The organism is Actinotalea sp. (assembly GCF_035443605.1).
Taxonomy (GTDB): domain Bacteria; phylum Actinomycetota; class Actinomycetes; order Actinomycetales; family Cellulomonadaceae; genus Actinotalea.
This window is the reverse complement of record NZ_DAORSQ010000004.1, coordinates 21,180-45,093: the sequence shown is the minus strand read 5'-3', so window position 1 is coordinate 45,093 and position 23,914 is coordinate 21,180. Positions and strand designations below refer to the sequence as shown.

Below are 23,914 nucleotides of genomic sequence, written 5' to 3'. Positions count from 1 at the left end.
GCCCGGCCGACGCGAGGGTCGGGCGCGACCGGGGACCCGGTCCGGCAGGGCCGTAGGGTGTGGCGGTGCCCGAGGACATGACGACCGTCGAGATGTGGACCGATGGCGCCTGCAAGGGCAACCCTGGCCCGGGTGGCTGGGGTGCGTGGATGCGCACCGGCGGCCACGAGCGCGAGCTGTGCGGCGGCGAGAACCCGACGACCAACAACCGGATGGAGCTCACGGCCGTCATCGAGGGCTTGCGAGCCCTGACCCGACCGTGCGCCGTGACGCTGCACGTCGACTCCAGCTACGTCATGAACGGCATGCAGAAGTGGTTGCCGGGGTGGAAGCGCAACGGCTGGCGCACGGCGGACAAGAAGCCCGTGAAGAACGTCGACCTGTGGCAGGCGCTCGACATCGAGGTCGCGCGCCACACCGTGGCGTGGGTGTGGGTCAAGGGGCACTCCGGGGACCCCGGCAACGAGCGGGCCGACCAGCTGGCGAACCGCGGGGTCCCTAGCTCCTGACCTCGACGGCCGGGGCCGCCGCGACCGCAGCGGCGTGCACCATCCGCTCCAGCGGCCCACGGCCCCAGCGCGCCCGCCACAGCCAGCAGACGCTCACGGTCACGCCGACGAAGGCGGCCAGCGTGAGGTTGCTCGGTCGGTGCACGACGTCGGGTCCCAGCAGCGCGATCGCGACGAGGTGTCCGCAGTAGGCGGTCAGGGCGAGCGCACCCGTCGCGGCGAGCGGCGCCACCGCACGGCACCACCGGTCGGCGACCACCAGCGACCCGACGAGCACCAGCAGCACCACCCCGAGGTTGCCGACCACCTCGGGCGCCGTGTTGGCGTGCGGGTGGGTGGCCAGCAGGGCGCGCCACCACGTCCGGTCCGCCGCGAGCACCCGCAGCGCGACCGCGCCGGTGCCGTAGCCCAGCACCGCGCCGGCGACGCCGAGCACCGCGAGCCGACGTCGGACGTCGGACGAGCGCAGGTCGAGGCGGCCCACCGCGAGCCCCACGAGCAGGTAGGCGATCCAGACGGCCGCCGGGTAGTAGGGCCCGATGACGAGGTCGAGCGGGAACGTCGCGGTGGCGGCGGAGCCCTGCACCGCGAGGAGCAGCGGCGGGCCGAGCGCCAGCGCGATCGCCGCGAGCCCGAGCAGCGCGCGCCGGCGCAGCCCGAGCGCCGGCAGGAGCATCGTCAGCATCACCGCGTACCCCGGCAGGATGACCGCGACGGGAGTGCCGAGCGCCGCCATGACGATGCCGATCGCACCGATGAGCACCGCCCGGACGGCGATGCGGACGCGGGGGACGTGCAGGTCCGGCGGGGGGTGGTGGCCGCCGCTGAGCAGGGCCGCCGACAGCCCGGCGAGGGTCGCGAACGTCGCAGCCGAGCGACCGTCGGCCACCGCCAGCCAGCCGGTCGACGTCCAGAAGCCGGCCTCGACCGCGCCGACGTGCGCGGTGAACATCCCGAGCACGGCCAGCCCCCGGGTGACGTCCACCCCCACCAGCCGCTGCACCCGGTCAGCGTAGGGCGCCCGCCGGCCAGCGCCTACGCTGGTGCGATGCGCATCGCACGGTTCACCACGGGGGACGACCCCCGCTACGCCATGGTCGAGGGTGCCCCGGGCGCCGAGGAGCTCGTCGTCCTGCGCGGCGACCCGATCTACATGCCCGTCCAGCTCACGGGCGAGCGCGTGCCGCTGGCGCGCGCGGACGTGCGGCTGCTCGCCCCGGTGATCCCGCGCTCGAAGATCATCGGCGTGGGGCGCAACTACGCCGAGCACGTCGCCGAGATGGGCAACGAGCTGCCGGCGGAGCCGCTGCTGTTCCTCAAGCCCAACACGAGCGTCATCGGGCCGGACGACCCCATCGTGCTGCCGGCGTGGACCACCGAGGTGCACCACGAGGCCGAGCTCGCCGTCGTCATCGGCAAGGTCACCAAGGACGTCTCCCCGGAGCGCGCGCTGGACCAGGTCTTCGGCTACACGGTGGCCAACGACGTCACCGCCCGCGACGCGCAGCGCACCGACGGGCAGTGGGCCCGGGCCAAGGGCTTCGACTCCTCATGCCCCCTCGGCCCGTGGATCGTCCCGGGCCTCGAGGTCGACGGCCTCGAGATCAGCGCCCGGGTCAACGGCGAGATGCGGCAGGACGGCAACACCGCGCACATGGTCTTCGACGTCGCGCACCTCATCTCCTACATCTCGGCCGCCTTCACGCTGCTGCCGGGCGACGTCATCCTCACGGGTACGCCGGCCGGGGTGGGGCCGATCGTGCACGGCGACGTCGTCGAGGTCGAGGTCGAGGAGATCGGTGTGCTGCGCAACCCGGTGGTCCGCCGGGACTGATCGGGCGCCGGTCGGTCCGGCGCTGCCGCCGACTACGCTGACGGCGTGCCCACCACGCCTGTCTCCGGGACTGCCACGCGCGTCCGCTTCTGCCCCTCGCCCACCGGGACGCCGCACGTCGGCCTCATCCGCACGGCCCTGTTCAACTGGGCCTACGCCCGGCACGTCGGCGGCACCTTCGTGTTCCGGATCGAGGACACCGACACGGCGCGCGACAGCGAGGAGAGCTACCGCCAGCTGCTCGACGCGATGAGCTGGCTCGGCCTGGACTGGGACGAGGGCGTCGAGGTGGGCGGCCCGCACGAGCCGTACCGGCAGTCCCAGCGGCTCGACATCTACGCCGACGTCGCGCGCCGGCTGCTCGAGGCGGGCTTCGCGTACGCGTCGTTCTCGACCCCCGAGGAGGTCGAGGCCCGGCACCGCGCGGCCGGCCGCGACCCCAAGCTCGGCTACGACGGGTTCGACCGAGACCTGACGCCGGAGCAGGTGGCGGCCTACCGCGCCGAGGGACGCGAGGCGGTGCTGCGGATCCGGATGCCCGCCGACGCCGTGACGTTCACGGACCTCATCCGCGGTGAGCTGACCTTCGCCGCCGGCTCGGTGCCCGACTTCGTCATCGTGCGCGGCAACGGCCAGCCGCTCTACACGCTGACCAACCCGGTCGACGACGCCCTCATGGGCATCACGCACGTGCTGCGCGGCGAGGACCTGCTGTCCTCGACCCCGCGCCAGGTGGTGCTCTACCGCGCCCTCATCGCCATCGGCGTCGCGACCGTCGAGCCCGTGTACGGCCACCTGCCGTACGTCATGGGGGAGGGCAACAAGAAGCTCTCCAAGCGGGACCCGGAGTCCAACCTCTTCCTGCACCGCGACCGCGGGTTCACCCCCGAGGGCCTGCTCAACTACCTGTCGCTGCTGGGCTGGGGGATCGCGGCGGACCGCGACATCTTCACGGTCGACGAGCTGGTCGCCGCGTTCGACGTCGTGGACGTCAACCCCAACCCCGCGCGCTTCGACCTCAAGAAGGCCGAGGCCATCAACGGCACGCACGTGCGGATGCTGGCGCCGGAGGACTTCCGCACGCGCCTGGTCCCGTACCTGCACGCAGCGGACGTCGTCTCGGCCGCGACGTGGGACGCGCTGCGCGACGACGAGCGCGCCGTCCTCGTCGTGGCCGCCCCGCTGGTCCAGGAGCGGATGACCCTGCTCGGCGAGGCCGTGGGGATGCTCGGCTTCCTCTTCGTCGCCGACGACGCGCTGGTGGTCGCCGACGACGCGCGCGCCGCGCTGCGCGAGGACGCCGGGGCCGTGCTCGACGCCGCGTCGACCGCGCTCGCCGCGCTGCCGGCGGACGGCTTCACCACAGCCGCGACGCAGGCGGCGCTCACCGCCGCGCTGGTCGACCGCCTGGGGCTCAAGCCGCGGCTGGCCTTCACACCGCTGCGCACGGCGCTGTCGGGGCGCAAGGTCTCCCCGCCGCTGTTCGAGTCGATGGAGATCCTGGGCAGGGAGTCCACCCTCGCGCGGCTGGCGGCGCTGCGCGCGAGCCTGTGACGACCGGCCGACCGCTGGTCGACGGCGTCCTGTTCGACGTCGACGACACGCTCGTCGACACCCGTGGGGCGTTCGTCGCGGCGCTCGACGTCGTGGTCACCGCCTACCTGCCGCACCTGCCGGCCGAGCGCCACGGCGAGGTGCTCGCGACGTGGCGCGCCGACGTCGGCGGCCACTACCGCGCGTACACGCGCGGCGAGGTGCCGTACGAGGTCCAGCGGATGGCGCGGGCCAACGAGCTGCACGGCGCCTTCGGCGGCCCGGTGCTGGACGACGCGGGGTACGAGCGCTGGAACGCGGTGTTCGAGGCGGGGTTCTCCGGCGCGTGGGCCGCGCACGCGGACGCCTCCGGAACCGTCGACCGGCTGCTCGCCGCCGGGGTGCGACTGGGCGCGTTGACCAACGCAGCGGTCGCCTACCAGACGAGCAAGCTCGAGCGGACGGGGCTGGCCGACCGGGTGCCGATGCTCGTGGGCGTCGACACGCTCGGCGTGGGCAAGCCGGCCCCTGCGGTGTTCCTCGAGGCCTGCCGCCGTCTGGGCACGGAGCCCGGACGCACCGCCTACGTCGGTGACGAGCTCGACGTCGACGCCAGGGCCGCCGTCGCGGCGGGGCTCGTGGGGGTGTGGCTGGACCGGCCCGGGCCCCGGCGCGTCCACCTCGCGGCCCAGGAGATCGCCGCGGGCCGGTCGGCCGGCGTGCACGTCGTGACCTCGCTCGACGAGGTGCCGCGCAGGCTCGGTCTCGCGGGCTGACGGCTCTCGCAGGGCGGGCCCCGCTCCACTAGGGTGCAAGCGATTGCACCCTGCGACCGAGGCTCGACGGCGAGCCCCAGGTGCCGTCGCGTCACGAGTCACGAGGAGCCGGGCAGATGAGTGCCACCCCCGACGTCACGGCCGTCGCCGACGTGCTCGCGGGCCTGAGCCCGGACCGCCGTGAGCTCTTCGAGCTGCGGGTCGCCCGATGGTGGCCCGACCTGCACGCCGGCCTCGCCGGGGTCTACCCCGCCTGGCAGGTCGAGGCGCTCGACGCCCGCCTGCTGCGGCTGGCCGCGACGGCGTTCCGCGACCGCGACCCCGAGCTCGCGCGGCTCGACATGGCGCGCACGCTGGACCCGGGCTGGTTCCAGTCCGAGCACATGGTGGGCTACGCGTGCTACGCGGACCGGTTCGCGGGGACCCTCGACGGCGTGCGCCGGCACATCGGGTACCTCAAGGACCTCGGCGTCACCTACCTGCACCTCATGCCGCTGCTGCAGCCGCGCGACGGCGACAACGACGGCGGGTACGCCGTCGCGGACTACCGCTCCGTGCGCTCGGACCTCGGCACCATGGACGACCTGCGCGACCTCGCGTCCGCCCTGCGCGCCGAGGGGATCAGCCTCGTCGCCGACCTCGTGCTCAACCACGTGGCGCGGGAGCACGCGTGGGCGACGGCTGCCCGGGCGGGCGACCAGCGGTACCGCGACTACTTCTACGTCTACCCGGACCGCACCGAGCCGGACGCCTACGAGCGCAGCCTGCCCGAGGTGTTCCCCGACTTCGCGCCCGGCAACTTCACGTGGGATCCCGATCTCGGCGGCTGGGTCTGGACGACCTTCAACGCGTGGCAGTGGGACGTCAACTGGACCAACCCCGAGGTGTTCGCCGAGTACGCCGAGATCGTGCTCTTCCTCGCCGCGGCCGGCGTCGAGGTGCTGCGCTTCGACGCGATCGCGTTCATGTGGAAGGCCATGGGCACGAGCTGCCAGAACGAGCCCCAGGTGCACGCGATCACCCAGGCGCTGCGCGCGCTGGTCCGGGTGGTCGCCCCCGGGGTGATCTTCAAGGCTGAGGCGATCGTCGCGCCGTCGGACCTCGCGGCCTACCTCGGGCAGGGCGAGCACCACGGCAAGGTCAGCGACATCGCGTACCACAACAGCCTCATGGTGCAGATCTGGTCGATGCTCGCGGCCCAGGACGCCCGGCTCGGCGTGCGCGCGCTGCAGCAGATCCCGCCGGCCCCGGCGAGCACGGCGTGGATCACCTACGTGCGCTGCCACGACGACATCGGGTGGGCGATCGACGACGGCGACGCGGCGGCGGTGGGGCTGAACGGCTACCAGCACCGTGCGTTCCTCTCGGACTACTACCTCGGCCTGTTCCCGGGGTCGACGGCGCGCGGCGAGGTGTTCCAGTACAACCCGGCGACCGGGGACCGTCGGGTCAGCGGCTCGGCCGCGGCCCTCGTCGGCCTCGACGCCGCGGTGGCGGCGGGCGACGAGGCCGCGACGCAGGTCGCGATCGACCGCCTGCTGCTCGTCTACGCGATCGTCCTGGGCTTCGGCGGCATCCCCGTGCTGTGGATGGGCGACGAGCTGGGGCTGCCCAACGACGAGTCCTGGGCCGCCGAGCCCGGCCACGAGGACGACAGCCGCTGGGTGCACCGTCCGCGGATGGACTGGGCCGTCGCCGACCGCCGGCACGTGCACGGCACGGTCGAGGAGCGGGTCTTCACCGGGATGGCCCACCTCATCCGGGTGCGGGCGGCCAGCCCCTACCTCGACGCCTCGGTCGCGGCGCACGTGCTCGACGCGTCCGACCCCGGCGTGCTGCCGGTGCTGCGCCCCCACCCGCTGGGCTCGTTCCTCGCGCTGTACAACGTCACCGACCAGTGGCGGCCGTTCCCCGGCTGGCGGCTCGAGGGCCTGGGCCTGGCGGATGCCGTCGACCAGCTCAGCGGGCACCTCGTGGAGGTGGCGGACGACGGGAACGTGTGGCTGCCCCCGCACGCGAGCCGGTGGCTGGTGCCGCGCCGGCACTGAGGGTCCGCACCGAGGCCCGCACCGCGGGTCAGGGGCGCAGCCACAGGGCGACGGCGGCGGCCAGCGCCACGACGACGATGAGTCCGCGCAGCGCGGGCGCGGGGATGCGTCGACCGATCCGGGAGCCCAGCACACCGCCGACGGCAGAGCCCACGGCGACGAACCCCGCGATCCGCCAGTCGACGGCCCCGCCGACGACGAACACGGCGGCCGAGACGAGGTTGGCGGTGCCCGCCAGGACGTTCTTGGCGCCGTTGGCGCGGTGCAGGTGGGTGGTCCAGCCGATCCCCAGCAGGCTGATGAGCAGCACCCCCTGGGCGGCGCCGAAGTAGCCGCCGTACACCCCGGTCGCCGCGATCCCGGCCGCGAGGCCGGGGGTGAGCGGCCGGGTGGACCCGTCGAGCCTCTCGGCAGGCCGCGCGGCACCCGGCTGGTCCGCCGGTCCCTCGGCCGGTTCCTCGCCGGCCCGCCGACGCACCCAGGCTGCCACCCGGGGCTGGGCGGCGGCGAGACCGGCGGCCAGGACCAGCAGCCACGGCACGACGGCGGTGAACGTCGCGGCGGGGGCGGCGAGCAGCAGGAGCCCGCCGGCCACCCCGCCCACGGCGGACAGCGCCGCCATGCGCGCCACCGTCGGCCATGTCCCGGCCAGCTCGCGGCGGTAGCCCCATGCTCCGGTGACCGACCCGGGCACGAGGCCGACGGTGTTCGAGACGTTGGCCGTCAGGGGCGGGACACCCAGGGCGACGAGCAGCGGGAACGTCAGCAGGGTGCCCGCGCCCACGATGGTGTTGACCGTGCCGGCCAGCACGCCCGCGCCCAGCACGAGCAGCCATGACAGCGGGTCCATCAGCGTCCCGCCGCGTAGGCCTGCATGCCGCGCGACGTCGCCGCGGCCCGCAGCATCCCGTCGGGCCGGGTGCCGGCGGCGGTGAGCCGACCGAGCGACCACGGCCCCTCGACGGTGAGGTCGTGCCCGCGGCGGCGCAGGTCCGTGAGCACGTCCGGTCCCAGCCGGTCCTCGGCGTGGACCCCGCGCAGGGTGACCGTGCGCGGGGCGAAGGAGGACACCAGGTGGGTGGTGTGCCACGCGGGTGCGTCGATCGCCTCCTGGAGGTTCATCCCGTAGACGAGGTGGTGCAGCAGGAACGGCACCTGCCACTGGTCCTGCTGGTCCCCGCCCGGCGTCCCGCAGGCGAGCTCCGCCACCCCGTCGCGCAGCACGAGGGTGGGGCTCAGGGTGGTGCGTGGGCGGCGCCCGGGGCCGAGCGAGCCGGGCAGGCCGGGTTCGAGCCAGAACATCTGCGCCCGGGTGGGCAGCGCGAAGCCGAGCGCGGCGATCGTCGGCGAGCTCTGCAGCCAGCCGCCACTGGGGGTGACCGAGACCGCGTTGCCCCAGCGATCGACGACATCGAGGTGGCAGGTGTCGCCGCGCACCGTTCCGTCGGGTGCTGTGCCGTCGCGGGGTGCGCGGGCGAAGGTCGGTTCACCGATGCCGGCGGCGCCGTCGTCGGGCGTCCGGCCGCCCCGACCGTGGCGGGCCCGCGCTGCTGAGGTGACGACCGTCCGCGGCAGCACCGGCCATCCGCCCGCGGACCCCGGCCGCAGCTCGTCGGAGGCGTCGGGCCCGATGAGCCGGCGCCGCTCGTCGGCGTAGGCGGGGGACAGCAGCGTCGCGAGGGGCACCTCGGTGTGGTCGGGGTCGCCGTACCAGGCGTCACGGTCCGCCATGGCGAGCTTGGCGCCCTCCACGACGGCATGCACCAGCTCCGCGGAGCCGGGGCGGGTGTCGGCCAGGTCCATCCCGGCCAGCACGAGCAGCTGCTGCAGCAGCGCGGGCCCCTGGCCCCACGGCCCGGTCTTGGCGATCGTCCGGCCGAAGACCTCGACCGTCACGGGCGCCTCCTCGCGCACCCGCCACGCGGCGAGGTCGGCGCCGGTGAGCAGCCCGCGGTGCGCCCGTCCCGAGCTGTCGGGCACGGCCCGGGTGCAGAACGCGTCGACCGCATCGGCGACGAAGCCCTCGTAGAACGCTGCGCGGGCCGCCTCGATCCCGGCCAGGCGGTCGGCGTGCGCGTCGGCTGCCGCCACGAGGCGCTGGAGGGTGTCCGCGAGTGCGGGGTTGGTGAACCGCGCCCCGGGCAGCGGCAAGCGCCCGCCCGGCAGGTACAGCGCGGCGGAGGTCGGCCAGTCCCTGGCGAACAGCTCGGCCACGCGCTCGATCGTCGCGGCGGCCTGGGCGAGCAGCGGGTGCCCGTCGCGCGCATACCCCAACGCCGGGGCGACGACGTCGTGCACCGTCCACGTGCCGTAGCGGGCGAGCAGGTCCATCCACGTGCCCCAGGCGCCCGGCACGACGGCGGGCAGCAGCCCGGTCCCGGGGATCTCGTCCAGTCCGAGGTCGGCGAAGGCGGCGATGGTCGCGGCCGCCGGGGCGGTGCCCTGACCGCACAGCACGAACGGTGCACCGCTGCCGGCGACCGCGCCGATGACCGGCACGTCCCCGCCCAGCCCGTTGAGGTGCGGCTCGACGACGTGCAGCACCAGGCCGGTCGCCACGGCAGCGTCGAACGCGTTGCCGCCGCGATCGAGGACGGCCATCCCCGACTGCGCGGCGAGCCAGTGCGTCGCGGCGACCATCCCGTGGGTGCCGACCAGCTCGGGACGGGAGGTGGGTGCGGGCGCGGGTGTCACGTCCGGCATGGTCGCACGCCGGGGGTGGCCGGGTACGGGATCGGGGTCGCCGCCGGGTCGCGACCTGCCCTGCCGGGCTGGTGGTTTGGAAGCACCCCTGCGCTCCGGTAGAGTTCCCCGCCGGTACGCCGTCCGGTTCGGGCAGCGGTTCTCCCTCACGGGAGTGCCCGCCCCGGCCCCCTCGGATACCCCATGGGGTATGGTGTAATTGGCAGCACGAGTGATTCTGGTTCACTTAGTCTAGGTTCGAGTCCTGGTACCCCAGCGCGTGCACGGCTGTGACCTGCGGGTTCATGGCGCGGTGCCGATGCTGTATGGTTGTCGCCGGTCGATCCCCCGCGGGGGTGAAGCCAGTCCTGGCCCCCATCGTCTAGTGGCCTAGGACGCCGCCCTCTCACGGCGGTAACAGGGGTTCGAATCCCCTTGGGGGTACACGTCGCAAGGGCCCGGTCACCAGGTGACCGGGCCCTTGCGCTGTCCGGGGTCGGTCAGTCGCCCGTGCGGCGCAGCACCTCGGTGAGCCGGTTGGCTGCCGCCACGACGGCTCCCGCGTGCAGGCGTCCCGGCTGGCGGGTGAGCCGCTCGACGGGGCCGGAGATCGAGACCGCCGCCACGACGCGACCGGACGAGCCGCGCACCGGGGCGGAGACCGACGCCACGCCGGCCTCCCGCTCGGAGACCGACTGCGCCCAGCCGCGACGTCGGACGCCGGACAGGATCGTCGCGGTGAACCGTGCGCCCTGCAGCCCGCGGTGCAGGCGGTCGGGCTCCTCCCAGGCGAGCAGGATCTGCGCGGCCGAGCCGGCCTGCATGGTCAGCGTGGCGCCCACGGGGATGGAGTCGCGCAGGCCGATGGGCCGCTCCGCCGCGGCGACGCAGATCCGCTGGTCGCCCTGGCGGCGGTAGAGCTGCGCGCTCTCCCCGCAGTGGTCGCGCAGCGCGGCGAGCACCGGGTTGGCGGCGGCGAGCAGGCGGTCCTCGCCGGCGGCCGTGCTCAGCTCCGACAGCCGCGGGCCGAGCACGAACCGACCCTGCATGTCCCGGGCCACGAGGCGGTGGTGCTCGAGCGCGACGGCCAGCCGATGGGCCGTCGGTCGGGCAAGATGGGTGGCGGCGACGAGCTGCGCGAGCGTGGCTGGACCGGCCTCGAGGGCACTGAGGACCGCTGCGGCCTTGTCCAGGACGCCGACTCCGCTAGAGTTGTCCATAGGGCGATACTGCCGTCTCGCGGGCTGAGACGCAAGTGGTCGCACCGAACTGGTACCGGTCCACAGCAGGTGGACGACCCGAGAGGAAGTGTCATGGCCGGCACGCTGGCGGAGAAGGTCTGGGACGCGCACATCGTGCGACGGGGCACCGACGGGGCGCCGGACCTGCTCTACATCGACCTGCACCTCGTGCACGAGGTGACCAGCCCCCAGGCCTTCGAGGGCCTGCGTCTCGCCGGTCGCCCGGTCCGCCGCCCGGACCTGACGATCGCCACCGAGGACCACAACACCCCGACGCTCGACATCGACCTGCCGATCGCCGACCTCACCAGCCGCACCCAGATCCAGACGCTGCGCAACAACGCCGCCGAGTTCGGCGTGCGGATCCACTCGCTCGGCGACGCCGACCAGGGGATCGTCCACCAGGTGGGCCCGCAGCTCGGCCTGACGATGCCAGGACTGACGGTCGTCTGCGGCGACTCGCACACCTCCACCCATGGCGCCTTCGGCGGCCTGGCCTTCGGCATCGGCACCAGCGAGGTCGAGCACGTGCTGGCCACCCAGACCCTGCCGCTGGCGCCGTTCAGGACGATGGCCATCACGGTCGACGGCGCGCTGCCCTCCGGCACGACGAGCAAGGACATCATCCTGGCGATCATCGCCAAGATCGGGACCGGCGGGGGCCAGGGCTACGTCCTGGAGTACCGCGGCGAGGCGATCCGCGCGCTGTCGATGGAAGCCCGGATGACCATCTGCAACATGTCGATCGAGGCCGGCGCGCGCGCCGGGATGATCGCGCCCGACCAGACGACCTTCGACTACCTCCAGGGTCGCCCGCACGCGCCGGAGGGCGCCGACTGGGACGCCGCCGTCGAGTACTGGCGGACGCTGCGCTCGGACGACGACGCCGTCTTCGACGCCGAGGTCGTGCTGCGCGCCGAGGACCTCGAGCCCTTCGTCACGTGGGGCACCAACCCCGGCCAGGGCCTGCCGCTGTCCGCGAACGTGCCGGTCCCGGCGCAGATCGCGGACGAGAACGAGCGGGTCACGGCCGAGCGCGCACTGGAGTACATGGGCCTGACCCCCGGCATGCCGCTGCGCGACATCGCCGTGGACACCGTCTTCATCGGCTCGTGCACCAACGGCCGGATCGAGGACCTGCGCTCGGTCGCCAAGCTCTTCGTCGGCCGCACCAAGGCCGCGTCGCTGCGCGTCCTGGTCGTGCCGTCCTCGGCCCGGGTGCGCCTGCAGGCCGAGGCCGAGGGGCTCGACCAGATCTTCCTCGACTTCGGCGCCGAGTGGCGCAACGCCGGCTGCTCGATGTGCCTGGGCATGAACCCGGACCAGCTGGCACCGGGGGAGCGCAGCGCGTCGACCTCCAACCGCAACTTCGAGGGCCGACAGGGCAAGGGCGGGCGCACGCACCTCGTCTCACCCCTGGTCGCCGCCGCCACGGCGATCCGCGGCACCCTGTCCTCCGTCGCCGACCTGGGCCCCGACGTCGCGGTGCCGGACGGCTCACCCCTGGTCGGCGCCCCGACCGTCCCGGCCGTCTGACCGGCCCGACCGAGAACTGGAGAGCGTCATGGAGCAGTTCACCCAGCACACCGGCGTCGGGGTCCCGCTGCGTCGGGGCAACGTCGACACCGACCAGATCATCCCCGCGGTCTACCTCAAGCGCGTCACGCGCACCGGGTTCGAGGACGCGCTGTTCGCGGCCTGGCGCGGGGACCCGGAGTTCGTCCTCAACCAGCCCGCGTACTCGTCGGGCTCCGTGCTCGTCGCCGGCCCGGACTTCGGCACGGGCTCGTCGCGCGAGCACGCCGTGTGGGCGCTCAAGGACTACGGCTTCAAGGCGGTGCTGTCCGCCCGGTTCGCCGACATCTTCCGCGGCAACTCCGGCAAGCAGGGGCTGCTCGCGGCCCAGCTCGCCCAGGAGGACATCGAGCTGCTGTGGAAGGTCATCGAGTCCCAGCCGGGCATCGAGGTGACGGTCGACCTCGTCGCGAAGCAGGTGCGCTGCGGCGACGTCGTCGTGCCGTTCCAGGTGGACGACTACACGCGCTGGCGCCTCATGGAGGGGCTGGACGACATCGGCCTGACCCTGCAGCACGAGGCAGAGATCACCGACTTCGAGCAGACCCGCGCCTCGTGGCGGCCGCTGACCCTGCCGGCCAAGCACCTGCCGCCCGTCGAGATCGTGGCGGCCCGGCCCGTCGGCACGCCGCTGCACGGGGACGACGCGCTGCGCTGAGCCGCGCTCGACGCAGCGGGCGGCGGACTCGCCCGACCGCGGGCCCGCCCGGTGGCGGACTGGCCGGTGCCCAGTCGCTCCCTGCGGTCGTCGTAGCGGCACGTGGTGCTGGTGGTGCTCGCGGTGCGCGGGACCCTGCTCACCCGCACCACCCGTCACATCGGCCGCCACGACGACCGCCACGACGACCGCGGCGGGGCGTGCGGCGGGGCGTGCGGCGGGGCGTGCGGCGGGGCGTGCGGCGGGCCGTGGGACGGGGGCGGACCCGCGTACGACGCGGCGCGCTCAGCCGACGGGCGGGCCCTGGCGGATGCGGTCCAGCAGGGCATGGGGGGTGGCCTTCTCGGGGTCCCACCGTGCCTCGACCCACCACGTCGCGCCCGCCTCGCGGAAGGCCTCGACGTGCGCGGCCGCGGCGGCCGGGTGGTCCGGTGAGGCATCGCTCACGACGACGTCGTAGGCCGCGCCCAGCGGGTAGCCCTCCGCCCGCAGCAGCGCGCGGCGCCCGGTGAGCCACGCGACCCCCTCGGCGACGTCCGCCGGCGTCAGCGGCACCATGCTGCGCGCGCGCTGGAGCACGACGCCGTCCCACCGCGCCGCGCGCTCCATCGACCGCTCGGCCGGCCAGGCACCCACCACCCAGATCGGCACGCGCGGGCGCTGGACGGGCGGCGGGCCGATCTGCAGGTCGGTCACGGCGTAGTGCCGCCCGTCCCACGAGAACGGCTCGCCGGTCCAGGCGCGGTCGAGGATCGCCAGCGCCTCGTCGAGCCGCTCGGCGCGCTCGCGCGAGGTGGCGGCCTCGCCGCGGACGTGCGAGAAGCCGCCGTCGTCTCCGACGCCGAGGCCCACCGGGACGACGAGCCGCCCGCCCGACAGGTGGTCGACGGTCAGCGCCTCCCGGGCGACCTTCCATGGCCGGCGCCGGGCCAGGGGGAAGACCATCGCGCCGAGGGTGACCCGCTCGGTGCGCGCCGCCGCGGCGCCGAGCAGCACCCACGGGTCCCAGGTGTCCATCGGGCCGACGCTGATCCCGTCCCACGTGAAGAAGCCGTCCCAGCCGTGCGCCTCGGTCTGCTCGGCCAGGGCGAGCACCTGCGCGGCGCCGCCGAAGCTCCCGACGAACCCGTACCGCATCCCGTGCTCCCCGCCTCGTCCAGGGCGGGCCGGGCACCTCGGGGCCCGACCCGCCGCCCGCACCGCCGTCCACCCCGACGGTACGTCCGCGGTCGGCGCAGCGCAGGACCTGCACCCGACCTCCACGCGCCCAGCGCCCCGGGGATGTGACGTTCCCGCCCCGGTAGGCGACGATGGGCAGATGCGCGACGTCCTGCAGGTCCATGGTGGGCTGCCGCTGCACGGGGAGATCACCGTGCGCGGCGCCAAGAACTTCGTCTCGAAGGCGATGGTCGCCGCGCTCCTCGGCGAGGGGCCGAGCGTGCTGCGCAACGTCCCGAAGATCCGCGACGTCGCGGTGGTCACCGGGCTCCTCGAGCTGCACGGTGTCAGCGTCGTGGCCGACGACGAGGCCGGCACGCTGCACCTTGACCCCACCGACGTCGAGTCGGCGCACGTTGCGGACATCGACGCCCACGCCGGCGCGAGCCGCATCCCCATCCTGTTCTGCGGCCCGCTGCTGCACCGGCTGGGCGAGGCGTTCATCCCCGACCTGGGTGGCTGCCGGATCGGCGACCGGCCGATCAACTACCACCTGGACATCCTGCGGCAGTTCGGCGCCGAGGTGGTCAAGCGCGAGCAGGGCATCGAGCTGCGCGCACCTCAGGGCCTGCACGGCACCAAGGTGACCCTGCCGTACCCGAGCGTCGGCGCCACGGAGCAGCTGCTGCTCACGGCGGTGCGCGCCGAGGGCCTCACGGAGCTGTCCAACGCGGCGATCGAGCCCGAGATCATGGACCTCATCAACGTGCTGCAGAAGATGGGCGCGATCATCTCGGTCGACACGGACCGGGTCATCCGGATCGAGGGTGTGCCGCGCCTGCGGGGCTACCAGCACACCGCGCTGTCGGACCGCATCGAGGCGGCGTCCTGGGCGTCGGCCGCCCTGGCCACCGCGGGGGACATCACCGTCCGCGGGGCGTCGCAGCCCGAGATGACCGCCTACCTCAACACCTTCCGCAAGGTCGGCGGCGAGTTCGAGGTGTTCGACGACGGCATCCGGTTCTTCCACCCCGGCGGGGACCTGCGCTCGATCGTGCTGGAGACCGACGTCCACCCCGGCTTCATGACCGACTGGCAGCAGCCGCTCGTCGTCGCCCTCACGCAGGCCAAGGGACTGTCGATCGTCCACGAGACGGTCTACGAGAACCGCTTCGGCTTCACCGACGCCCTCGTCGGCATGGGCGCCACGATCCAGGTCTACCGCGAGTGCCTGGGTGGGCACGCCTGCCGGTTCGGCCAGCGGAACTTCTACCACTCGGCCGTCATCTCCGGCCCCACGCCGCTCGCCGCCGCCGAGATCGAGGTGCCGGACCTGCGCGGCGGGTTCAGTCACCTCATCGCGGCGCTCGCGGCCAAGGGGACCTCCGAGGTGCACGGCATCGGCCTCATCGACCGCGGCTACGAGCACTTCCAGGACAAGCTCGCCGCCCTGGGCGCCGAGTTCACGCAGGGCTGAGGTCCGCGCGCCGACGCCGGACGGACGGGCGGCGTCGCCGGTCCGGCCGGCCCACGGGCCGGTAGCATCGGCTCCCGTGCCGGCACCTCAGCGATCGAACCGCGCGTACCGCAACCTGGCGCGCATCGTGCGCCCCTTCATGACGTCGGTGACGACGCACGCGTGGAGCGGCGGGGAGCACCTGAACCAGCCCGGCGGGCTCATCGTGGCGGCGAACCACGTCACGAACCTCGACCCGCTGACGTTCTCCCACTTCCTCTACGACCACGGGCACGCACCGCGGCTGCTGGCCAAGGCGTCGCTGTTCGACGTGCCCGTGCTGGGCCGCACGCTGCGGGCAACGGGCCAGATCCCCGTCCACCGGGGCACCGCCACCGCGGTCCAGTCCCTGCAGTCCGCGATCGACGCGCTCGCCCAGGGGGAGTGCGTCGCGGTGTTCCCCGAGGGCACCCTGACACGCGAGCCCGACCTGTGGCCGATGCAGGGCAAGACGGGTGTCGCCCGGCTCGCCCTGACCACGCGCGCACCGGTGGTCCCCGTCGCCCAGTGGGGCGCGCACCGGGTGCTGGGGCGGTACTCCAAGGTCCTCAAGCCCTTCCCGCGCCAGCTCGTGACGGTCGTCGCAGGCCCGCCCGTCGACCTGTCCGACCTCTACGACCGCCCGCAGGATGCCGCCGTGCTGCGCGAGGCGACCGAGCGGATCATGGCCGCGATCACGGCCCAGCTCGAGGCGATCCGCGGCGAGCGGGCCCCGGCGGAGCGCTTCGTCTGGCGCCGTCCGGCCGAGGGCGCGGCGTGAGCGTCACCCGCGTGGCCGTGCTGGGCACGGGGAGCTGGGGGACGACCTTCGCCGCCGTGCTGGCCGACGCCGGCTGCGAGGTCACGGTGTGGGGCCGGCGCGCCGAGGTCTGCGACGAGATCGCCCAGCGGCACACGAACGAGGCCTACCTGCCGGGGATCGTGCTGCCAGGCGGCGTCACGGCGACCACCGACGCGGCGCGCGCGCTGGCCGGGGCGCAGCTCGTCGCCGTCGCGGTGCCGGCCCAGAGCGCACGCGCCACCCTCGAGCCGCTCGCGGGGCTGGTGGACCGGGACGCCGTCGTCGTCTCGCTCATGAAGGGCGTCGAGCTCGCGTCCGACCAGCGGATGAGCGAGGTGGTCGGCCAGGCGCTCGCCGTCCCCGCCGAGCGCGTGGCGGTGCTCTCCGGCCCCAACCTCGCGCGCGAGATCGCGGAGCACCAGCCCACGGCGACGGTCGTGGCCGCCCTCGACGAGGCCACCGCGCGGCGGGTGGCGCGCGCCTGCGCGACCTCGTACTTCCGGCCCTACACCAACGCCGACGTCGTCGGGGTCGAGCTGTGCGGCGCCGTGAAGAACGTCATCGCGGTGGCGGTGGGGATCGCGCAGGGCAGCGGCTACGGGCACAACACCATGGCGACCGTCATCACGCGCGGGCTGGTGGAGATCACGCGCCTCGGCCTCGCGCTGGGGGCGGACGCCGAGACGTTCGCCGGCCTCGCGGGGATGGGTGACCTCGTCGCCACGTGCGCCTCGCCGCTGTCACGCAACCACACCCTCGGGGTGCACATCGGCCAGGGGATGACCCTCGCCGAGGCGGTCGCGGCGACGGGCGGCACGGCGGAGGGCGTCAAGTCCTCCACGTCGGTGCTCGAGCTCGCCGGGACGGTGGGCGTCGAGATGCCCATCACCGCCGCCGTCGTGGCCGTGCTGCACCAGGGTCTGCCCGTGGAGCGGATGGCGGCGCTGCTGCTCGCCCGGCCGCACAAGGCCGAGGGCGAGTAGCGGCTCCCGGACGGCCGCGCTGGCACGTCGCCCGGCGACCGACCGCAGCGCGTCAGTCGGTCCGCACCTCGACGACGATCCGCGCCGGGTCCGTCAGGGAGTAGGCGCGGAACGGGTGCTGCCCGCCGTCGACCCCGACGAAGGCCTGCAGGTACCCCTCGAAGAGGGAGCTGAAGACGGCCTCGGTGACCACCTCGGTGCCCGCGACGGAGACCGTGTCCGGCCCGTCGTAGAAGCCCGTGGCGTCCTCCGGGTAGGCCACCGGGAAGAGCGTCACCTCGAGGATGGCGTCGCCCTCGACGTCGACGGTGAGCCCGCTGGCGTCGCCGACGGCCTCGTCGACGTAGCGCACGTTCCAGCCGGGCAGGCCGGGGCCGTTGAGCTCGAGCACCACGCGGTCGAACCCGCCGTGCGCGCCGACGCGCAGGTCGACGAGCGTGCCAGGGCTGCCCCCGGTCGCCTCGCCGGTGTCCGGCTCGGTGTTCGCGACGAACGGGGGCGGGTCGTCCGCGCCGTCGTCGGTGGTGTCACCGGGCGGCGTGGACGCGGTGCCCGACGGCGTCGCTGCGGGGGTGGTGGGTGGGGTGGGGGTGACGGGCTCGGCGGACGGCGTGTCGCCGGGGGCGGCCGTCGTGGCGCCCGGGGTCGAGGTGTCCTGCGGCGCGGGCGCGTCGCCGGTACATCCGACGAGGCCGAGGGCGACCGCGAGGAGGAGCAGGGTGGCGCGACGTGCCGTCGTCATGAGGATCACGACCCTTCGCCTCCAGGCTACGCCGGTGCGGCGCTCCCGCCGGGGTGCTCCGCGCACGATGCGGCGGCGTGCAGGGCCTGGTCGAGGTCCGCCCAGAGGTCCTCGACGTCCTCGATGCCGACCGACAGGCGCAGCAGGTCCTGGGGCACCGTGAGCGACTCGGTGGGGAACCTGCGGCGACGCTCGAGGCTCGACTCGACCCCGCCGAGGCTCGTGGCCGGCAGCCACAGGCGCACGGCACGGACGACGGCGTCGGCGACGTCCGGCCCGCCGTGGGGGCGCACCCCGAGGATCGAGCCGTAGCCGTCGAGCAGGCGCGTGGCCCGCTCGTGGCCCGGGTCGGTGGTCAGGCTGGGGTGGCGCACCTCCGCGACGACCGGGTGCGCTGCGAGCCGCGCGGCGATCGTCGCGGCGTTCGCCTGGGACCGCTCGACCCGCAGCGCCAGCGTGCGCAGGCCCCGCAGGGCGAGCCAGACCTCCCACGGACCCGCGATCGCGCCGTGCAGCGTGCGGTAGGCGGTGAGCCGCGCGTGCAGGGCGGTGTCGTCCGTCAGCACGGCCCCGAGCACGACGTCCGAGTGGCCGGCGAGGTACTTGGTCACCGAGTGCACCACGACGTCGGCGCCGTGGCTCAGCGGCCGCTGGCCCAGTGGGGTGGCGAAGGTGTTGTCCACGGCCACCAGGGCCCCGACGGCGCGGGCGCCGGCGACCAGCGCCGGCAGGTCCGCGACCTCGAGCATGGGGTTGGTGGGTGACTCGACCCACAGCATCGCGGCGCGCCCGCCGTCGGCGCCGTCGTCCCCGGTGCCGCGCACCGCGGTCAGCACGGCCTCGGTGTCGGCGATGTCCACCGCGGTCAGCCGCAGCCCGGTGCGTTCCTGCAGGTCCGCGACCAGTGCAAGGCTCATCTGGTAGGCGTGCCGCGGGACCACCACCCGGGCACCGGCCGGCAGCAGCGACAGGGTCGCAGCGATCGCCGCCATGCCGGAGCCCAGCACCAGGGCCGGCAGGCGCGCGCCCTCCAGGGCCCCGAGCGCCTGCTCGAAGGGCTGCCACGTCTCCGTGCCGTTGCGCGTGTAGAGCAGCTCACCGGGCTGGGGCACGCCGGCGGAGACGTAGGTCGAGGACAGGACGACGGGCGGGTTGACGGGCCCGCCCTGCACGCGCTCCGGGCGACCGGCGGTGACGGCGACGGTCGCGCGGGACAGGGCGGAGAGGTCGGGGTGCTGGGCGTCGCTCACAGCGACCAGCCTAACGAGGCGCCGCGGGCCGGCCGTCGCGCGCGCCGTCACCGGGCTCCGGCAGCAGGCGCCCTCGTCGGGCCGCCGGACCCCGGTGCTAGCCTCGTCGCTGTGCTGACGGTCGTCGCGGAGGACCTGCTCGCCGACCGAGTCGGCTCCGGGGACCCCCGGGTGCTCGCCCTGCACGGCTGGTCCCGGTCCGGCGGCGACTTCGCCCGCGTCCTGGCAGGCACGGACGCGCTGGCGATCCACCTGCCGGGCTTCGGCACCACGCCGCCGCCCCCCGCGCCGTGGGGCAGCGTCGAGTACGCCGACCACCTCGCCGCCGCGCTCTCGGGCACCGGACCCTACGTCGTCGTCGGGCACTCCTTCGGCGGGCGGGTCGCCGTGCGGCTCGCGGCGGCGCACCCCGGGCTCGTCACGTCGCTGGTCCTCACCGGTGTCCCGCTGGTCCGCGCGACCCCGCCGCCCAAGCCGGCGCTGCTGCTGCGCGTCGTCAAGCGGCTGCACGCCGCGCACCTCGTGCCGGCGTCGATCGTCGACCGGGCCCGCCGCAACGCCGGCTCTGCCGACTACCGCGCCGCCGAGGGCGTCATGCGCGGCGTCCTGGTCCGCGTGGTCGGCGAGGACTACCGGGCGGACCTCGCGCGCGTCACCCAGCCCGTGCACATGGTCTGGGGGGCCGACGACGACGCCGCGCCGTTGGCCGGCGCCCGGCTGGCGGCCGAGCTGCTCGCGGACGTGCGGCTCGACGTCGTCCCCGGGGCGGGGCACCTCATCGAGGGCGAGCTCGAGCGCGTCCTCACGGTGGCCGTCGCCGAGACGCTCGGGGACCACGCGTGAACGCCGCCGTCACGACGCTGGTCCTCGCGGCCGCCGTCGTCGCCACGGTGCTGGGCGGTCTGCGCTGGCTGCGGGTGGCCCAGCGCGAGCACTACCTGCCCGGCCGCGCCACCCGGATCGCGCAGCTGTGGCTGTCCCGTTCGCGGCGCGACGCCGTGCTCACCGCGGTGGGCGTGCTGCTCGCGCTCGTGGCGTGCGTCCGCGCGCTGGAGACCTCCGCCGCGGCCGCCGGGGTGCTCGCCGCTGCCCTGGCGGCGGTGCTGCCGCGGGGACTGGGGATCAAGGGCCGCACCTCGCCGCTCGCCTGGACCGGCCGCCTCCGACGGCTGGCCGTCGCGTGGGTGCTGCTCGTCGTCGCCGCCGGCGGGCTGCTCGCCGTGCTGCTCGGACCCGCGGCCGTGGCGCTCGTCGCCGTCACCGTGCCGCTGAGCGTCGACGCCGCCGCCGCGGTGATGGGCGTCGTCGAGAAGCGGATGTCCGCGCCGTTCGTCGCGCAGGCCCGGCGTCGGCTCGCCAAGGTGCGCCCCCAGGTGGTCGCCGTCACGGGCTCGTACGGCAAGACGTCCACCAAGGGCTACATCGCGCACCTGCTGGCCGGCAGCACCGCCGTGGTCGCCTCGCCGGCGAGCTTCAACAACCGGCTGGGCCTGTCCCGCGCGGTCAACGACGGTCTGGTCGAGGGCACCGAGGTGTTCGTCGCCGAGATGGGCACCTACGGCCCCGGCGAGATCCGTGAGCTGTGCGCGCTCTTCCCGCCCACGGTCGCGGTCATCACCACCATCGGCGAGGCCCACCTGGAACGGATGGGCTCGCGCGAGACCGTGCTGGCGGCCAAGTCCGAGATCACCGAGAAGGCGCGCACCGTGGTGCTGCCGGTCGACGACCCGGGGCTCGCCGCGCTGGCTGCGACGTGCCGCGCCGCGGGCCAGCGCGTCATCACGTGCGCCGTGCGGGGTGGGGACGCGCGGGACGGCGCGCCCGCGGGCGCGGACGCCACGCGCCCGGACGTGGACGTGCTGGTCGACCTCGCCGCCCGCGAGATCGTGGTGCGCGACGGCGGGACCCGCACGCTGCCGCTGGGCGCAGCGGTGCCGCACGGTGTCAACCTCGCGGTGGCCGTCGGCGTGGTGCTCGCCGTGGGGGCCGACATCGGGTCGATCGCCGGACGCCTCGGCGCCCTGCCGCGTGCGGCCCACCGGGCCGAGGTCCAGGACACCGGCACCGGGCTGCTGGTGGTGGACGACACGTACAACGCCAACCCCGTCGGCGCGCGCGCTGCGCTCGACGAGGCCGCGGCGCTCGCCGTCGGGCGCGACGGCCGCCTCGTCGTCGTCACCCCGGGCATCGTGGAGCTGGGGCCCGTCCAGGCCGAGCGCAACCACGCCTTCGCCGCCGCCGCCGCCGCCGCCGGGGCGCACCTCGTGGTGGTCGGCCGGACCAACCGCGACGCGCTCGTCGCGGGGGCCGGCGCCGGGGGCGGGACCTACGACGTCGTGGACCAGCGGGCACGCGCCGTCCCGCTCGCCACGGCCGCTGCCGGCCGCGAGGGCGTCATACTCTACGAGAACGATCTGCCGGACCACTATCCGTGAGCCGGCCCACCGACGTGTGAGGTGAGGGTTGGCGATGTCCGAGGGCTCCAGCTGGGCGGTCGTCTTCGGGGGTCCGTCCCCGGAGCACGAGATCTCCATCCTCACCGGCCTGCAGGCCGAGCGGGTGCTCGCCCGCGCCGGCCACGCGGTGACCCCGCTGTACTGGGCACCCACGGGCGGCTGGTTCGTCGTCCCGTCTGCCACCGAGGCCAAGGACTACCTCAACGGCGCCCCGAGCGGCGCCCGGCCCGTCGAGGTGCGCGTCGGTGCGGACGGCGGGCTGTTCGTCAAGGGCCGGCTGCGCTCCGAGCGGCTGACGATCGACGCCGCCCTGACCTGCCTGCACGGCGGGATCGGTGAGGGCGGCGGCTTCGCGGCCCTCTTCGCGCTCCTGGGCATCCCCACAACGGGCTCGACGATGTACGCCTCCGCGCTGGGCATGGACAAGCTGGCCTTCGGCGGCGTCATGGAGGTCGCCGGCGTGCCGACGCTGCCCCGCGTCGCGCTCGAGGCGGACGTCGAGCCGCCGTTCGCCGGGCCCTACATCGTCAAGCCGCGGTTCGGCGGCTCGTCCATCGGCATCGAGATCGTCGACGACATCGTCACGGCACGCGTGCTGGGCCGCACCAGCGCGCACCTGCGCGGTGGTGCCGTCGTCGAGCCGTTCCGGGGCGACCTCGTGGACCTCAACATCTCGTTCCGCACGGCGCCGACCCTGGAGGTCTCGGACCTCGAGCGTCCGCTGCGCCGGCCGGACGGCGCGGTCTACTCCTACGACGAGAAGTACCTCGGTGGCTCCGGGGAGGCGGCCGGGCTGGCCAGCGCCCCGCGCGAGATGCCTGCGCAGGTGCCGGACGAGGTGACCGCGCTGGCCGGGACCCTGGCGCGTCGGGTTGCCGCCGTGACGCGGCTGACGGGCGTCGTCCGGGTGGACTTCCTCTACGACCCGACGAGCCATGAGCTGGTGGTCAACGAGGTCAACTCCGTGCCCGGCGCCATGGCGCTGTACCTGTGGGCCTCCCGGCGCGACGCGGCCCAGGTGCTCGTCGACGCGCTCGTCGAGGCGCGCGACGCGCCGCCGGTCTCCGCGCCGAGCGGCTTCGGCTCCGGTGCGGCGCTCCGGGCTGCGGGCGGGATCGCGGGCAAGCTCGTCGGGCTGGACGGCCCGCGGGGCTGAGCCTGGTCCCACCTGCGGCGCGATCCGGCGCCGCGCGCGGCTCGCTCAGGTGGCTTCAGGCACCCTGCGCGCGCGCGTGCGCCCGGACCAGCAGGTCGGCCAGCAGCTGGCCGAGCGGGCGCCCGACCTCCGCCGCGGCCATCGGCAGCACGGACGTCTCGGTGAGCCCGGGCGAGATCGCGGCCTCGAGGAACCACGGCGTGCCCTCGTCGTCGACGATGGCGTCCGTGCGTGAGATGTCGCGCAGGCCCAGGACGGTGTGCGTCAGCTCCGCGGCCCGCGCGGCGGCGGCCAGGGCCTCGGGGGGCAGCGGCGCGGGAAGAGCGACCGAGATGAGGTCGGCGCTGTACCGGGCCTCGAACGAGAACGGCGAGATGCCCGGGTTGGCGAACTCGGCAGGGGGCAGCGCAGCGGGCTCCGGGTCCTCGACGACGACGGTCTCGATGGTCTTGCCGGCGACGTAGCGCTCCACCAGGGCGACGTCACCGAACGTGAAGCAGCGCACGAGCGCCGCCGGCAGGTCGGAGGCCCGCTCGACCAGGCTCATGCCCAGGGTCGAGCCGCTCGTGGCGGGCTTGACCACCACGGGAAGCCCGAGCCGGTCGGTGATGGCGCCCACCAGCTGCGTCGGGGACAGCTCGCGGAAGGATCGTGCGGACACGGCCACCCAGGCGGGTGTCGCCAGCCCGGCACGCGACATGAGGACCTTGGCGACGACCTTGTCCCAGGCCAGGTGACAGGCACCGGGCGGGGAGCCGACGTAGGGCATCGAGATGAGCTCGAGCGCGGTCTGCAGGGATCCGTCCTCGCCGCTGGCGCCGTGCACGGCCAGGTAGGCGGCGTCGATCCGGTCGGCGCGCAGTCGGTCCAGGAGGCGCTCGTCCGCGTCGTACAGCGCCACGTCCAGGCCCGCCTGGCCCAGCGCGTACTCGGCCCGGCGCCCCGAGCGCATGGAGACCTCGCGCTCGTTGGACAGCCCGCCGGCGATGACCGCGACCCGCTCGAGGTGTGTCACA

At 74.7% G+C, this 23,914-nt stretch carries 21 protein-coding genes and 2 tRNA genes; 15 read left to right on the top strand and 8 right to left on the bottom strand.

Features of this window, described 5'->3' with window-relative positions; genetic code table 11:
• Positions 1-77: 77 nt before the first annotated feature.
• On the top strand, positions 78-509 hold the full coding sequence (gene rnhA, locus PKY62_RS01165; RefSeq protein WP_324534032.1) for a ribonuclease HI: 432 nt from the start codon (positions 78-80) through the stop codon (positions 507-509).
• Here the strand turns inward: rnhA and PKY62_RS01160 are convergent.
• Complete coding sequence (locus PKY62_RS01160; protein ID WP_324534010.1) at positions 499-1,512, bottom strand: heparan-alpha-glucosaminide N-acetyltransferase domain-containing protein; 1,014 nt, start codon at positions 1,510-1,512, stop codon at positions 499-501. The two genes, rnhA and PKY62_RS01160, sit on opposite strands and share 11 nt — an antisense overlap.
• A gap of 45 nt (positions 1,513-1,557) precedes the next feature.
• On the opposite strand from PKY62_RS01160, the gene PKY62_RS01155 reads away from it, so the two are divergent.
• From PKY62_RS01155 to PKY62_RS01140, 4 genes are all read left to right on the top strand, one after another.
• Entirely contained in the window at positions 1,558-2,343 is a 786-nt protein-coding gene (locus PKY62_RS01155; RefSeq protein WP_324534008.1) for a fumarylacetoacetate hydrolase family protein, read from the top strand.
• A gap of 45 nt (positions 2,344-2,388) precedes the next feature.
• Positions 2,389-3,897 carry a glutamate--tRNA ligase gene (gltX, locus tag PKY62_RS01150; RefSeq protein ID WP_324534006.1) on the top strand — a complete coding sequence of 503 codons (1,509 nt, stop codon included), beginning with the start codon at positions 2,389-2,391 and terminating at the stop codon, positions 3,895-3,897.
• Positions 3,894-4,652, top strand: a complete 759-nt coding sequence (locus PKY62_RS01145) for an HAD family hydrolase (protein ID WP_324534004.1) — start codon at positions 3,894-3,896, stop codon at positions 4,650-4,652. The genes gltX and PKY62_RS01145 overlap by 4 nt, the downstream gene beginning before the upstream one ends.
• A gap of 116 nt (positions 4,653-4,768) precedes the next feature.
• A complete protein-coding gene (locus tag PKY62_RS01140; protein ID WP_324534002.1) occupies positions 4,769-6,700 on the top strand; it encodes an alpha-amylase family protein in 1,932 nt (643 codons plus the stop codon).
• Positions 6,701-6,728: 28 nt separating this feature from the next.
• Here the strand turns inward: PKY62_RS01140 and PKY62_RS01135 are convergent, their stop codons facing one another.
• Entirely contained in the window at positions 6,729-7,550 is an 822-nt protein-coding gene (locus tag PKY62_RS01135; protein WP_324534000.1) for a sulfite exporter TauE/SafE family protein, read from the bottom strand.
• Positions 7,550-9,403 carry a gamma-glutamyltransferase family protein gene (locus PKY62_RS01130; protein WP_324533998.1) on the bottom strand — a complete coding sequence of 618 codons (1,854 nt, stop codon included), beginning with the start codon at positions 9,401-9,403 and terminating at the stop codon, positions 7,550-7,552. Before PKY62_RS01130 ends, PKY62_RS01135 begins: the two co-directional genes overlap by 1 nt.
• 184 nt (positions 9,404-9,587) lie before the next feature.
• Here PKY62_RS01130 and PKY62_RS01125 point away from each other — a divergent pair.
• Both PKY62_RS01125 and PKY62_RS01120 read left to right on the top strand, forming a co-directional pair.
• A tRNA-Gln gene (locus PKY62_RS01125) sits at positions 9,588-9,659 on the top strand.
• A gap of 94 nt (positions 9,660-9,753) precedes the next feature.
• Positions 9,754-9,826, top strand: a tRNA-Glu gene (locus PKY62_RS01120).
• Between the two features lie 56 nt (positions 9,827-9,882).
• Here the strand turns inward: PKY62_RS01120 and PKY62_RS01115 are convergent.
• Positions 9,883-10,602 carry an IclR family transcriptional regulator gene (locus PKY62_RS01115; RefSeq protein ID WP_324533995.1) on the bottom strand — a complete coding sequence of 240 codons (720 nt, stop codon included), beginning with the start codon at positions 10,600-10,602 and terminating at the stop codon, positions 9,883-9,885.
• 93 nt (positions 10,603-10,695) lie between these two features.
• Between PKY62_RS01115 and leuC the strand changes: the two genes are divergently transcribed.
• Positions 10,696-12,159, top strand: coding sequence for a 3-isopropylmalate dehydratase large subunit (gene leuC, locus PKY62_RS01110; RefSeq protein WP_324533993.1), 1,464 nt, complete (start codon positions 10,696-10,698; stop codon positions 12,157-12,159).
• 28 nt (positions 12,160-12,187) lie between these two features.
• Entirely contained in the window at positions 12,188-12,856 is a 669-nt protein-coding gene (gene leuD, locus PKY62_RS01105; protein ID WP_324533991.1) for a 3-isopropylmalate dehydratase small subunit, read from the top strand.
• A gap of 285 nt (positions 12,857-13,141) precedes the next feature.
• On the opposite strand, the gene PKY62_RS01100 is transcribed toward leuD, so the two are convergent.
• The gene (locus PKY62_RS01100; protein WP_324533989.1) at positions 13,142-13,993 is read right to left on the bottom strand and encodes an LLM class flavin-dependent oxidoreductase; all 852 of its coding nucleotides are present in this window, start codon (positions 13,991-13,993) and stop codon (positions 13,142-13,144) included.
• A gap of 181 nt (positions 13,994-14,174) precedes the next feature.
• Here PKY62_RS01100 and murA point away from each other — a divergent pair, with 181 nt between their 5' ends.
• The 3 genes from murA to PKY62_RS01085 all read left to right on the top strand — a co-directional run bounded on the left by murA (position 14,175) and on the right by PKY62_RS01085 (position 17,294).
• Positions 14,175-15,491 carry a UDP-N-acetylglucosamine 1-carboxyvinyltransferase gene (murA, locus tag PKY62_RS01095; RefSeq protein WP_324533987.1) on the top strand — a complete coding sequence of 439 codons (1,317 nt, stop codon included), beginning with the start codon at positions 14,175-14,177 and terminating at the stop codon, positions 15,489-15,491.
• 76 nt (positions 15,492-15,567) lie between these two features.
• Positions 15,568-16,290: a lysophospholipid acyltransferase family protein gene (locus tag PKY62_RS01090; protein WP_324533985.1), complete on the top strand. Its 723-nt coding sequence runs from the start codon at positions 15,568-15,570 to the stop codon at positions 16,288-16,290.
• Complete coding sequence (locus PKY62_RS01085; protein WP_324533983.1) at positions 16,287-17,294, top strand: NAD(P)H-dependent glycerol-3-phosphate dehydrogenase; 1,008 nt, start codon at positions 16,287-16,289, stop codon at positions 17,292-17,294. The genes PKY62_RS01090 and PKY62_RS01085 overlap by 4 nt, the downstream gene beginning before the upstream one ends.
• A gap of 52 nt (positions 17,295-17,346) precedes the next feature.
• Here PKY62_RS01085 and PKY62_RS01080 read toward each other — a convergent pair whose 3' ends face one another.
• Positions 17,347-18,036 (bottom strand): AMIN-like domain-containing (lipo)protein, encoded by a 690-nt coding sequence (locus PKY62_RS01080; RefSeq protein ID WP_324534030.1) that lies wholly within the window; start codon positions 18,034-18,036, stop codon positions 17,347-17,349.
• A 26-nt stretch (positions 18,037-18,062) separates the two neighbouring features.
• Positions 18,063-19,286: a trans-sulfuration enzyme family protein gene (locus PKY62_RS01075; protein ID WP_324533981.1), complete on the bottom strand. Its 1,224-nt coding sequence runs from the start codon at positions 19,284-19,286 to the stop codon at positions 18,063-18,065.
• A 111-nt stretch (positions 19,287-19,397) separates the two neighbouring features.
• Between PKY62_RS01075 and PKY62_RS01070 the strand changes: the two genes are divergently transcribed.
• The 3 genes from PKY62_RS01070 to PKY62_RS01060 are packed head-to-tail and all read left to right on the top strand — an operon-like array spanning position 19,398 to position 22,898.
• Complete coding sequence (locus PKY62_RS01070; RefSeq protein ID WP_324533979.1) at positions 19,398-20,129, top strand: alpha/beta fold hydrolase; 732 nt, start codon at positions 19,398-19,400, stop codon at positions 20,127-20,129.
• On the top strand, positions 20,126-21,721 hold the full coding sequence (locus tag PKY62_RS01065) for a Mur ligase family protein (RefSeq protein WP_324533977.1): 1,596 nt from the start codon (positions 20,126-20,128) through the stop codon (positions 21,719-21,721). Before PKY62_RS01070 ends, PKY62_RS01065 begins: the two co-directional genes overlap by 4 nt.
• 34 nt (positions 21,722-21,755) lie before the next feature.
• On the top strand, positions 21,756-22,898 hold the full coding sequence (locus PKY62_RS01060) for a D-alanine--D-alanine ligase family protein (RefSeq protein ID WP_324533975.1): 1,143 nt from the start codon (positions 21,756-21,758) through the stop codon (positions 22,896-22,898).
• A gap of 55 nt (positions 22,899-22,953) precedes the next feature.
• Here the strand turns inward: PKY62_RS01060 and PKY62_RS01055 are convergent, their stop codons facing one another.
• The gene (locus PKY62_RS01055; RefSeq protein WP_324533973.1) at positions 22,954-23,913 is read right to left on the bottom strand and encodes a D-alanine--D-alanine ligase family protein; all 960 of its coding nucleotides are present in this window, start codon (positions 23,911-23,913) and stop codon (positions 22,954-22,956) included.
• Position 23,914 lies beyond the last annotated feature (1 nt).

Bases quoted from the DNA above. Each gene is read 5' to 3' on its own strand.
- PKY62_RS01135 (WP_324534000.1), bottom strand. From the start codon at position 7,550: ATGGACCCGCTGTCATGGCTGCTCGTGCTGGGCGCGGGCGTGCTGGCC.
- murA (WP_324533987.1), top strand. From the start codon at position 14,175: ATGCGCGACGTCCTGCAGGTCCATGGTGGGCTGCCGCTGCACGGGGAG.
- PKY62_RS01140 (WP_324534002.1), top strand. From the start codon at position 4,769: ATGAGTGCCACCCCCGACGTCACGGCCGTCGCCGACGTGCTCGCGGGC.
- leuD (WP_324533991.1), top strand. From the start codon at position 12,188: ATGGAGCAGTTCACCCAGCACACCGGCGTCGGGGTCCCGCTGCGTCGG.
- PKY62_RS01155 (WP_324534008.1), top strand. From the start codon at position 1,558: ATGCGCATCGCACGGTTCACCACGGGGGACGACCCCCGCTACGCCATG.
- PKY62_RS01080 (WP_324534030.1), bottom strand. From the start codon at position 18,036: ATGACGACGGCACGTCGCGCCACCCTGCTCCTCCTCGCGGTCGCCCTC.
- leuC (WP_324533993.1), top strand. From the start codon at position 10,696: ATGGCCGGCACGCTGGCGGAGAAGGTCTGGGACGCGCACATCGTGCGA.
- rnhA (WP_324534032.1), top strand. From the start codon at position 78: ATGACGACCGTCGAGATGTGGACCGATGGCGCCTGCAAGGGCAACCCT.
- PKY62_RS01115 (WP_324533995.1), bottom strand. From the start codon at position 10,602: ATGGACAACTCTAGCGGAGTCGGCGTCCTGGACAAGGCCGCAGCGGTC.
- PKY62_RS01100 (WP_324533989.1), bottom strand. From the start codon at position 13,993: ATGCGGTACGGGTTCGTCGGGAGCTTCGGCGGCGCCGCGCAGGTGCTC.
- PKY62_RS01130 (WP_324533998.1), bottom strand. From the start codon at position 9,403: ATGCCGGACGTGACACCCGCGCCCGCACCCACCTCCCGTCCCGAGCTG.
- PKY62_RS01060 (WP_324533975.1), top strand. From the start codon at position 21,756: ATGTCCGAGGGCTCCAGCTGGGCGGTCGTCTTCGGGGGTCCGTCCCCG.